General features: G+C 49.2%; 8 protein-coding genes. All 8 read left to right on the top strand.

Annotation, left to right across the window (positions count from 1 at the left end; genetic code table 11):
- A partial coding sequence (locus ACTIE6_RS04900) for a TonB-dependent receptor domain-containing protein (protein WP_439555564.1) occupies positions 1 to 1,031 on the top strand: 1,031 nt, incomplete at its 5' end.
- Between the two features lie 6 nt (positions 1,032 to 1,037).
- Positions 1,038 to 2,474 carry a RagB/SusD family nutrient uptake outer membrane protein gene (locus tag ACTIE6_RS04895; RefSeq protein ID WP_439555563.1) on the top strand — a complete coding sequence of 479 codons (1,437 nt, stop codon included), beginning with the start codon at positions 1,038 to 1,040 and terminating at the stop codon, positions 2,472 to 2,474.
- A gap of 68 nt (positions 2,475 to 2,542) precedes the next feature.
- Entirely contained in the window at positions 2,543 to 3,544 is a 1,002-nt protein-coding gene (locus ACTIE6_RS04890) for a Gfo/Idh/MocA family protein (RefSeq protein ID WP_439555562.1), read from the top strand.
- A gap of 25 nt (positions 3,545 to 3,569) precedes the next feature.
- Positions 3,570 to 6,329, top strand: a complete 2,760-nt coding sequence (locus tag ACTIE6_RS04885) for a DUF1553 domain-containing protein (protein ID WP_439555561.1) — start codon at positions 3,570 to 3,572, stop codon at positions 6,327 to 6,329.
- A gap of 36 nt (positions 6,330 to 6,365) precedes the next feature.
- Entirely contained in the window at positions 6,366 to 7,844 is a 1,479-nt protein-coding gene (locus tag ACTIE6_RS04880; protein ID WP_439555560.1) for a DUF1501 domain-containing protein, read from the top strand.
- A 16-nt stretch (positions 7,845 to 7,860) separates the two neighbouring features.
- Complete coding sequence (locus ACTIE6_RS04875) at positions 7,861 to 9,354, top strand: c-type cytochrome domain-containing protein (RefSeq protein ID WP_439555559.1); 1,494 nt, start codon at positions 7,861 to 7,863, stop codon at positions 9,352 to 9,354.
- A 63-nt stretch (positions 9,355 to 9,417) separates the two neighbouring features.
- Complete coding sequence (locus tag ACTIE6_RS04870; protein WP_439555558.1) at positions 9,418 to 10,938, top strand: PVC-type heme-binding CxxCH protein; 1,521 nt, start codon at positions 9,418 to 9,420, stop codon at positions 10,936 to 10,938.
- Positions 10,889 to 11,985 (top strand): HEAT repeat domain-containing protein (locus ACTIE6_RS04865; protein WP_439555557.1); only part of this gene is annotated, 1,097 nt, incomplete at its 3' end. The genes ACTIE6_RS04870 and ACTIE6_RS04865, both read left to right, overlap by 50 nt.

The following is an 11,985-nucleotide window of genomic DNA, read 5'->3' as shown; positions in this document are numbered from 1 at the left end:
CCAATCTGGGCTGGGAAAAAAGCCGCCAGATGGACATTGGTTTAGAGCTTGGACTTCTCAGCAACAGGTTGTTCATCACAGCCGATTACTATTCGCGCATCACCACCGACCTTCTGCTTTCGGTTCAGGTCCCTACCATGACCGGATTCAGCACGGCGATTAAAAATATCGGTAAGGTTGAAAATAAGGGCTGGGAATTCAGCGTGTCATCCAGAAACCTGACCGGCGCATTCACATGGACAACAAATCTGATGTTGTCCCAAAACAAGAACAAGGTCCTGGCGCTGGGGCCAAAAGGCGATCCTATTCGCAGCGGAACCGGTGTAGGCGAATCCAATATCACCCAGATTGGCCAGCCGCTAGGGAGTCTTTACGGCTATGTACAGCTTGGTATTTTTCAGGACAAATCAGACCTGGACAGTCACCCACACTTTGTGGACTCCCGTCCCGGAGATGTCAAATATGCCGATTTGAATAACGACAATAAAATAGATGCAAACGACCGCCAGATCATTGGCAATAACCAGCCGGATTTCATATATGGAATGACCAACAATTTCTCATACAAAGGGATTGATCTGAGCGTGGGCATTCAAGGTGTTCAGGGCGGACAAATCCTGAATTTATCACGCAGGTTTTTTGATTCTCAGGAGGGTAACCACAACCAAATGACAACCGTCCTTAATCGCTGGCGTTCCGCCGAGCAGCCCGGCGATGGAAAGTCCCCCAGAGCGAACAGCCGGCCGACAGGAAACAATAACCTGGTCTCAACCCGCTGGGTAGAAGACGCATCATTCTTACGGATCCGGAATATCACACTTGGTTACAAGCTGCCTAAAAGCGTTTCTGATAAAGTAAGGCTGGAATCAATACGGCTCTACGGAGGTGTTCAAAATGCGTTTACATTTTCCAAATACCTGGGATACAATCCCGAAGTAAGCGGATATGAAGGCCCGTTAACCGGTGGTGTTGACTATGGCTCCTACCCTCTTCCTCGTACATATACAATTGGTATCAACATTGGTTTATAAGCAATCATGAAAAAACGATTTTTATTCGCGGCTTTCCTCAATCTGTTTTTGTTGGGTTGTTCCGGCAAATTCCTGGATCTCGCTCCGGTATCCGAAGCCAGCACAGCCAACTTTTATCAAACAGCATCTGATTTCAACAATGCACTGGCGTCGGCTTATGCCTCCCTGCAATTGAATGGGCAATACGGACAATATTATGCAGTTTCAGAGATCCCGTCCGATGATTCCCGACCGGTACTCTCCGGTTCTGTCATTGATCAGGATGAGTTTGACAAATTTTACCTTCGCTCGACCAATCCTTACCTGAATACACGGTGGGCAGACGGGTATAAGGGAATTTATAGGACCAATGTCATATTATCCCGTATAGATGCGATAAGTATGAATGCAGATCTAAAAAAACAATACATCGGCGAATCCAAATTCCTTCGCGCTCTGATGTATTTCAATCTGGTCAGGATCTTTGGGGACGTACCGCTTATTGTAGAGGAAATTGTTGATACGGAGGATGGTTACCTGTATAACCGTACACCCGCTGCTGAAGTTTACGCCCAGATCATCAAAGATCTGGGGGAGGCTGAACTGGCCCTGCCTGCCACTTACACCAGCAGCGATCTGGGCCGGGCTACCAGAGGTGCAGCCCAGGCACTGCTGGGAAAGGTATATCTGACCCAGCACCGATACGCAGAAGCAGCTTCGAAGCTGAAACTAGTGGTTGACTCCGGTATTTATGCTCTTCTTCCCAAGTATGCCGACGTTTTTAGCCCGGCTAACAAGAATGGCAAGGAATCCGTCTTTGAAGTTCAATACAAAAAGGGTCTCAGCCCATTGAAAGGAAACGGGCTGGGCAGTACCTATGCCCCTGCCAATTCGGGAAATTCGGTCATTCAATTTGGTGGTGATGGCAATAATGAACCAACCGCTGACATGGTCCAGGCCTATGAACCGGGCGATACCCGCAAAGACGTTTCACTAGGAACATTTTATATTAATAGTATTGGTCAACGGATCGATCAGAATTTCATACGTAAATATGATGATGCGCCCACTGTGAAATACGATTCAGATGATAATTTCCCGGTACTTCGGTATGCTGATGTGCTGCTGATGTATGCAGAAGCGCTTAACGAAACCGGTAATGTCCCGGATGCGCTAACACTCCTTAACATGGTACGTGCCCGCGCCGGCATCAGCAATAAACAGATCAGTTCTAAGGAAGATATGCGTTTGGCCCTGGAACAGGAACGCCGGGTGGAACTTGCTTTCGAAGGTCACCGGTGGTTTGATCTAGTCCGCACCGGTCGCGCCCTGCCGATTCTGAATGCAAAGGCAAGCGCGATTGGCATCACCACTAAGCTTACTGAAAAAAACCTGGTATTCCCGGTTCCTCAAAGTCAGATTGATATCAACCCCGCGCTAATTAAACAAAACGAAGGATACTAATCCAACATTTATCAGCAAGTAAAACGGGTACGTACCCTTTGTGCAAGATCAACAATTGACAAAATATCATGATGACAATGAACAGGAGAAAGTTTATAGAAGCTTCCGCACTTGCCGGTACAAGTCTGGGTATGCTGGGTTTTAAAACGCCGCATACCTTGGTAGCCGAAGGAAAGCGAATTGGAATTATTGGCCTGGATACATCCCATAGCATCGAATTCACCAAAGTCCTAAATGCCGCACAGCCCAATCCCGCTTACGATGGCTACCGGATTGTAGCAGCGTATCCCTACGGCAGTAAAGACATTGAAAAAAGTGCCAGCCGCATCCCGGGATATATCGAAGATGTGAAGCGGATGGGCGTACAGATCACCGGATCGATCAAAGACTTGCTTGAAATTACGGACGTCATTCTACTGGAAACTAATGACGGCAGGCTCCATCTCGAGCAGGCAATGGAAGTGTTTAAGGCCGGAAAGAAAATGTTTATAGACAAGCCCGTTGCCGCCTCGCTTCGGGATACGCTTGCCATTTATAAAGCATCAGAAAAATACAAAATCCCTGTTTTTTCTGCGTCTTCGCTCAGATATATTAAAGGCATTGACAGCATTGATAAAAGCAAAGTAGTGGGTGCCGATGCATTCAGTCCCGCTGCGCTTGAAAAAACGCATCCTGACTTTTACTGGTATGGTGTCCACGGCGTAGAAACACTGTATACGGTCATGGGAAGAGGATGCAAAAGTGTAACTCGGGTACATACTCCGGACACCGACATCATTGTCGGGGTGTGGCAAGACGGGCGGATTGGTACCGTCAGGGGCACGCGTTCCGGCAAGAATCACTACGGTGGGACTGTTTTCACCGTCGATGGCAACCAGATCCTGGGTCCATACGCGGGCTATGAACCGCTGCTGGCGCATATCGTGAAATACTTCAATACCGGCGAAATACCTGTTTCGCCGGAGGAAACGATTGAGATATTCGCGTTTATGGAGGCGGCTGATGAGAGCAAGCGCCAGTCTGGCAAGAGTGTAACACTTGAAAGTGTATTGAAAAAAGCCAGCAGTTAGAGTTTAAGAACTAATTCATTGCGTTATGATGAGCAAGACTTTAATAGGCGTAATCTGCCTATCCATTTTACTTTACTCCTTCACACTGTCCACTACCTGGTTTGGTTCAAAGGTTGATTACAATGCGGACGTAAAGCCTATTCTGAACAAGCATTGCATGGGCTGTCATGGCGGGGTAAAAAAAGCAGGCGATGTCAGCTTTCTTTTTGAGCACGAAATGCTTGAACCCGGCAAGTCTGGAAAGATCCCTGTGGTAAGAGGTGATGCAGATGCAAGTGAGATGATCCGCCGTATCCTCACGGACGATCCCGACGAAAAGATGCCGAAGAATTCGGCGCCGCTCAGTGACAACGAAGTTGACGTATTAAAACAATGGATCAATGAAGGGGCAAAATGGGAAACGCACTGGTCATACAAACGGATTGAAAAGCCGGATGTGCCGTCCACACGCAGCTTGTGGAATCTGTTCGGACTTTTAAACTGGAAAGAAAGTAGCTGGCCGAAAAACGAAATCGATCATTTTATCATTGAGAAAGCGAAAAATCAGGGGCTTTCCACATCTTCGGAAGCAAACAAGCCAACGCTCATCCGGCGCCTGAGCCTGGACCTGACGGGCCTGCCTCCTACAAAAGAAGAGGTAGCTGCCTTTGAAAAGGATGGTTCTGCCGACGCTTATGAAAAAGTGGTGGACCGGCTTTTGGGATCCCCGGCGTATGGTGAACGCTGGGCTGGCATGTGGATGGACCTGGCCAGGTATGCCGATACCAAAGGCTATGAAAAAGACGGTGGCCGCAGCATCTGGCGCTATCGCGATTATGTCGTCAAATCCTTTAATTCCGACAAACCTTTCGACCAGTTCACCATTGAGCAGCTTGCCGGAGACTTACTTCCCAAAAAACAGGGGTTGCCCGCGCAGGAGCATTTGGTTGCGACAGGCTTTCACAGGAATACCATGAATAACGATGAGGGCGGAACCTCAGATGAAGAGTTCAGGGTAGCAGCTCAGATTGACCGGGTCAATACAACCTGGGAAGTTTGGCAGGGTACCACGTTTGCCTGCATACAATGCCACAGCCATCCCTATGACCCCATCTCGCATGATGAGTATTACAAATACATGGCGTTTTTTAACAATACCCGTGATGAGGATGTACCCAGCGATTCACCCACGATGCGTTTTTACAAAGGAGAGGACTCGGCGCGGGTCCAAAGGGTTATGGACTGGATAACCAGACATGAACCCGAACAGGCCAGCCAGGTTTCACAGTTTGTGCACATCACAGAACCCAAGATCAACTCCCACGATTTCAAAATCATAGGAAAGTCAACGCTTCTGGACGGGAAGTACTTAGGTCTTAAACAAAAAACCTCCGCCCGCCTGCCAGCAGTCAGCCTAACAGGTATGTCTCAGCTAGTGGTAAGTATTGGAACGCAGGCAGAAAATGCGCTTCTCACCATCAAAACAGATACCCTGGCCAAGGAAACGCTCGCACAGTTTAAGGTACCCACAACAGGATACAAGGATACGGTGCTTGTTGTTCCTATCAACCAGGTTGCGGGAAAACACGACCTGTACTTTACGTTGGAAAGTCCAAAAATGCCGGATAAATGGGTGCAGATCAAATGGCTTTCTTTTCAAAAAGCATTGCCTGGCAAAGATCAGGCCAACTATGAGGAAACCATCGCCGACTATTCTCAGCTGCTGACATCCAAGACTGACGAAACTCCTATCCTTTGGGAATCAGCCGGAGATATGGTCCGGAAAACGAATGTGTTTGTTCGGGGAAACTGGCTTGTTAAAGGTGCGGAGGTGAAACCGGACATTCCAAAACTGCTGACACCAATGCCAAAGGAGTATGCCAGGAACCGCCTGGGTCTTGCGCGGTGGATGGTACACAGGGATAATGCGCTTACCTCCCGTGTGATCGTCAACCGATTCTGGGAGCAGCTTTTCGGCAGGGGGATTGTTGAGACTGTTGAAGACTTCGGTTCCCAGGGCAGCGCCCCTTCCCATCCGGAACTTCTGGACTGGCTGGCAGTAGAATTCATGACAAACTACCGATGGAGTGTCAAACTCTTGTTGAAGCAAATGGTGATGTCGGCTACTTACAGGCAGGATTCACGGTCAGACAAGGAAAAGACAGAAAAAGATCCGGAAAACATGTGGCTGACGCGCGGGCCACGCGTAAGGCTTAGTGCGGAGCAGATCAGGGACCAGGCGCTGGCGGTGTCGGGGTTACTTTCAACTAAAATGTACGGGCCCGGCGTGATGCCTCCCCAGCCAGACGGGATCTGGCTCTCGCCATACAGTGGTGAAACATGGGTGCCAAGCCAGGGAGAAGACAAGCACCGCAGAGCCATTTACACCTATTGGAAACGTACAGCCCCCTACCCTTCCATGATGACTTTTGACTCACCCAGCCGAGAATTTTGTCAGTCCAGACGCATACGGACCAATACGCCTCTGCAGGCTCTGGTCACATTGAACGACCCGGTTTATATGGAAGCAGCTGTCCAACTGGCATTGAAGATGAGAGGCAGCGCGCCAACACCGCAGCAGCAACTTCGGGCAGGTTACCGAATGGTCACATTCCAACCGGTCAGTGAAAAGAAGCTCGCTGCACTACTCAATATCTATGAAAGTGCTTTGATCAGGTATAAAAGTAAGCCTGCAGATGTGGATAGCGTCCTGGTTTATTCAGCACAGAAGTCTCCGGAACTGGCGGCGCTGGCAGTATCTGCGAATGTACTTCTGAATCTGGATGGTGCAGTCACCAAAGAATAGCGTTGCACACTGAACTTCATCTTAAAAACTTTGAAAATGGAAAAGCTGATAACAGAATTACAACAAACAAAAGTACTACACCAGACACGCCGTCATTTTCTTCAGTCCTGTGGATTTGGTTTAGGTGCGTTAGGGTTAGGTTCACTACTGGATTCCTGCAGCCCAACAACTTCGAATCCGTCAGGGCTATCAGCGGATGCGATGTCTGTAAAAACTCCTCAGTTTGTCCCGAAAGCCAAAAGAGTCATTTATATCCACATGGCCGGAGCTCCTTCACAGCTGGAACTCTTTGATTACAAACCTGAACTCCTGAAATATCACGGCAAAGACTGTCCTGCCGAGTTCCTGGAAGGCAAGAAGTTTGCATTCATTCAGGGCGTGCCTAAAATGCTCGGCCCGCAGGGAAAATTCAACCAGTACGGGCAATCTGGCGCCTGGATTTCTGATTATCTGCCCCATTTACAAACTGTTGCGGACGATATCACCTTCATCAAGTCCATGCATACGGACCAGTTCAATCACGCGCCAGCACAGTTGCTTATGCACACGGGGGGCGCGCGGCTCGGCCGGCCGAGCCTTGGATCCTGGGCCGTGTATGGCCTGGGATCTGAAAACCAGAACTTACCGGGATTCATTGTGCTCACATCAGGAGGTAAACAGCCCGACGCCGGAAAGAGCATCTGGGGAAGCGGGTTCCTGCCTTCTGTCTATCAGGGCGTTCAATGTCGCACGGGAACGGACCCGGTATTGTACGTTTCGGACCCAAAAGGAATCAGCCGCGATTTGCGCAAGCAAACCATTGAAACAATTAACGAAATCAACCGGCAGAGCTACGAAGACATACAGGATCCGGAAATACTGACACGCATCAGCCAGTATGAAATGGCGTTCCGGATGCAAATGTCTGTGCCCGAGGTGATGGATATCACAAAGGAGCCTTCATTTATTTTAGATATGTATGGTGTAAAACCGGGGCAAGGCTCATTTGCAATGAACTGTCTGCTCGCCCGTAAACTGATCGAAAATGATGTGCGCTTCGTGCAGCTTTTTGACTGGGGATGGGACGGACACGGATCAAATGCGAGGGATAATATAGAAGGCGGGCTTCACGAAAAATGCAGACAAACAGACCAGCCGGTAGCTGCACTTTTGCGCGACTTAAAAATGCGCGGACTTCTGGAGGAAACGCTGGTTGTCTGGGGAGGGGAATTTGGCAGAACGCCCATGCAGGAAAACAGGAATGGCTTGGTAATGCCTTATATGGGCCGCGATCACCATGTGGAAGCATTTACGATGTGGATGGCTGGCGGCGGGATCAAAAAAGGAGTTGTGCATGGAGAGACTGATGAACTGGGGTATTACGGAGTAAAAGACCGGGTTCATGTCCATGATCTTCAGGCTACCATCCTGCACCTGCTGGGCTTCGACCACGAGAAGTTTACCTACCCTTTCCAGGGCCGGAATTTCAGGCTGACAGACGTGGAAGGGAAACTAGTAAAAGAGATCATCGCTTAATTATCTCCTCAATAAAATGCATTACCCTCTTCTTGAAGTCACAGGATGGCCCATTTTCATTGGCCGGTTCCATCCTGTTATTGTTCATTTACCAATTGGCTTTTTATTAATCCTGGCACTTCTTGAGATTACGCAGCGGTTCAGCAAAATCCGAGTCAGCCAGGATATGCTACGTTATATCTTACTTTGGTCTGCCATCTCTTCAACGCTTGCCTGCGTGGCCGGATACCTTCTTGCATCCGGCGGCGGTTACCAGGAAACGTTACTTAGCAATCACCAATGGCAGGGAATTGCAGTCGCCGCATTTAGCTGGATTGCCTGGATTGTCGGCTCTGATCAGTTCAGAAAAAAAATACAGTCAGGCCGGGTCTTCTATTTTGCCACGCTGGGCATTGCGGTGGCTCTCACCTTAGCCGCAGGGCACCAAGGAGGATCGCTCACACACGGCGAAGGTTACTTAACAAAACATACGCCTGAACCATTCCGCAGCATCACCGGCATGCAACCTTCCCCCGAACAGGCGGACAATGGGCATCGGATAACAGACATTCAGCAGGCGGTTGTATATACAGACATTGTTAAACCTATTTTGGAGCGCCGTTGTACGCAATGCCATAATGCAAGCAAGCAAAAAGGCGACCTGCGTATGGATCAAATTGCAATGCTTGTGAAGGGAGGAGAATCGGGACCTGCATTAATTACAGGCAACAGTGCCCAAAGCAAGATGATCCTGAGATGTATGTTACCTGAGAATGATGACAAACACATGCCTCCGAAGGGCAAGCCGCAATTGACCCAGGATGAAATTTTGCTGCTATCCTGGTGGATAGACCAGGGCGCCCCGGCTGAAAAAAGAGTGGCCGACCTGAAAATATCCGGCCAAATCGAGCCGGCCTTGGCAACGATCGTGTCAAATGCGAACTCTGCTGCACCCGAGCGAGCAATGAAACCTTCTTTGTTTTCAAAGGAAATTCCCAAGGCTAATGTGAAAGACATTGAAGCGCTCAGAGCGGCAGGTTTGATTGTCAATAATCTCTCAAATGATCAGCATTTTCTGGAAGTAAGTGCAGTCAATTCCCCTGGTTTCGACGACGGGGAATGTACTTTGCTCACCCCGTTATCTGAACAGGTCACCTGGCTTAAACTAGCCGGCACAAATATCACAGATACCGCATTAAACCACATAGCAGCGCTTAAAAACCTGAGCAAACTTCATCTTGAACATACTGCCATTACCGATCGGGGTTTGGCACAGCTCAAAAATTTGACTCATCTGGAATATTTGAATCTAACCCATACAAAAATCACGGACACAGGACTTAAAACCATTGCATCAATGAAAAGCCTCAAATCTATTTATGTCTGGCAGTCGGCTGTGACAGATTCTGCGGTAGCACAGCTAACCAGGCAATATCCGAAGCTCTCGATTGTCAACGGAGTAAATGTTTCCGGGTTAGCGCAATCCATTAAAAAAACTGATCAACTCGAAGCCACTGCAAAAAAGCATTAATAAATGCACACGAATTTTTTCAAAAAACCCCTACCTGCTTCCCGCGTTTTAAATCCTACAAGAATGAACATACACAAGATTTTGGCCCCGGCGGGCCTGGCTATTCTATTAACAGGGCTTACCAGTGAAATCTTCCTGAATAATATGCCGACTGAGCAAAAGCATGTCGTCTCAGACACTTTGTACGAAGATTTGACCGAGGCGCAAAAAAGATCACCAAAGTACGCGGCGGCGGCGCTGGAGGTAACCGACGGGCTGAAAGCCACGCTATTTGCAGCGGAACCTATGGTAACAAATCCGACGAATATCGATGTAGATCACCTGGGCAGAGTATGGGTTTGCGAGGCTTACAACTACCGGCCGGCTATCAACGGAAACCCCACCAAGAACGAAGGCGACCGCATCCTGATCCTGGAAGACAGCAACGCAGACGGGAAGGCCGACAAATCCATGTTATTCTATCAGGGAAAAGAGATTAATTCTCCGCTCGGTATTTGGGTGATGGGCAACCGGGTGGTTGTGTCCCAGAGTCCTTTCGTCTGGCTTTTTACTGACGTTGACCATGATGGAAAGGCCGACAAAAAGGAGATCATTTTTGAAGGTATCGGAGGTGAGCAGCACGACCACGGTATGCATGCATTCACTTTCGGACCCGATGGTAAGTTCTATTTCAATTTCGGTAATGCAGGCGGCCAGTTGCTGGACGGGAATGGAAAGCCGGTAACAGGTCAGGACAACCAGCCCATCGACTTTGGCAGATACAAGCAGGGTATGGTCTTCCGTTGCGATCAGGACTTCAAGAATATTGAGGTCTTGGGAAATAATTTCAGGAATAATTATGAGGTTGCCGTTGATAGTTATGGGACGATGTGGCAGTCAGACAATGACGACGACGGGAACCGCGGCGTCCGTATCAATTACGTGATGCAATATGGCAACTATGGCTATACCGACGAGTTAACGGGAGCGGGCTGGCGCGCAAACCGCACAAACATGGAAGATTCGATCCCGTTCAGGCACTGGCATTTGAATGATCCCGGTGTGGTACCGAACCTTCTCCAAACCGGATCGGGATCGCCAACCGGAATGATCGTTTACGAAGGAACGTTGCTGCCGCAATTCAGGGACCAGATGATCCATTGCGAAGCTGGCCATAATGTGGTCCGTTCATATCCGACAAAAAAGTCGGGTGCAGGATATACGGCAACAATCAGTAATATAGTAGATGGCAAACGCGACCAATGGTTTCGTCCCTCCGATGTGTGTGTGGCACCAGACGGTTCCCTGATCGTTTCCGACTGGTATGATCCGGGCGTAGGGGGACACCAGGCAGCAGATCAGAGCCGGGGCAGATTATTCCGGATTGCACCGGCTGGCGTTTCATATCGTACACCTGAAACAGATCTAACAACAGCAAGCGGCGCTGTGAATGGATTGCAAAGCCCGAACATTTCTGTGCGGTACCACGCATGGAATGCCTTGCTAAAAATGGCCGATAAAGCGCTTCCAGAAGTTAGAAAGCTATTTAGTAGCCATGAAAATCCCCGAATGCGGGCTCGCGCTTTGGGCTCTTTCCTGTATTGACAAAACAAATACGGATTTTCTGGACAAAGCTGTTGCTGACATGAACCCCGACCTACGGATAGCAGCACTGAGAGTTGTCCGTCAGAATAGAAATAACGAGCTGATAAAATATATTGCCTTACTCGCCAATGATGCAGACGCGCAAGTACGGCGTGAATGTGCCTTGTCTCTTCACGGCCTGAAGTTGCCAGGTGTCGCTGCGCTCTGGGCTAGGCTTGCCCTGCAACACGATGGCAGCGACCGCTGGTATCTGGAAGCACTGGGGATTGGTGCCGATGGGCAGTGGGATTCGTTTTTTAAAGCATGGCTGGCAATTGCCGGTCAGAACCCAATCAAAAACCAGGCAGGTAGAGACATCGTATGGCGCGCGCGGACACGACAGTCGGTCCCACTCCTGACATCACTTGCCAGTGATCCGAAAGTTCCATTAAGTAGTCGCCTGCGTTATTTCAGAGCTTTTGACTTCAATCCGGGCAGTAAAGAGAAGTCTGCTGCTTTGCTGAAACTGACGCAAATAAACACGCCTGATCAGAACGAGGTTACCAACCTGGCATTGCACCATCTTGATCCTAGCTTCGTCCGCCAGTCCCCGCAGGCGCTCACGGCTCTTAAAAAACTGCTCAACGACACGTATGGCACAGCCGGCTATATGGATCTGGTGGCCCGCTACGAGCTTCCTTCCGAAAACGAACGCTTGCTGAATCTGGCGCTATCGCAGTCAGCCACGCCTATGGGACGTCAGGCCGGGCAGCAGCTGCTCAGGCAGGGCGGATCAGGTTTAATATGGAAGACGATCAACGGAAAAAACGCACATGATACAAAAAATGTACTGGCCGCCATTCGGAGTGTGGGAAGCAAGGAGTCAATTGGAATTTTAGAAAGTGTTGCGCTGGACCCGGGATATGCAGTTAATATTCGTATTGATGCGGCCCTTGCGACGACAAGTACATCAAACGGAGAAGACCGAATGTTGGTTTTGTTAAGACAAGATAAGCTTCCAGGAGAACTGAAAAGTGCCGTATTGCAGAAATTGAGTAACGCCTGGCG

This window comes from Dyadobacter sp., assembly GCF_051859145.1.
Classification (GTDB): domain Bacteria; phylum Bacteroidota; class Bacteroidia; order Cytophagales; family Spirosomataceae; genus Dyadobacter.
This window is presented reverse-complemented; position numbering and strand designations above follow the sequence as displayed.

Coding starts and splice junctions, on each gene's coding strand:
- ACTIE6_RS04885 (WP_439555561.1), top strand. CDS start 3,570: ATGATGAGCAAGACTTTAATAGGCGTAATCTGCCTATCCATTTTACTT.
- ACTIE6_RS04870 (WP_439555558.1), top strand. CDS start 9,418: ATGAACATACACAAGATTTTGGCCCCGGCGGGCCTGGCTATTCTATTA.
- ACTIE6_RS04890 (WP_439555562.1), top strand. CDS start 2,543: ATGATGACAATGAACAGGAGAAAGTTTATAGAAGCTTCCGCACTTGCC.
- ACTIE6_RS04880 (WP_439555560.1), top strand. CDS start 6,366: ATGGAAAAGCTGATAACAGAATTACAACAAACAAAAGTACTACACCAG.
- ACTIE6_RS04895 (WP_439555563.1), top strand. CDS start 1,038: ATGAAAAAACGATTTTTATTCGCGGCTTTCCTCAATCTGTTTTTGTTG.
- ACTIE6_RS04875 (WP_439555559.1), top strand. CDS start 7,861: ATGCATTACCCTCTTCTTGAAGTCACAGGATGGCCCATTTTCATTGGC.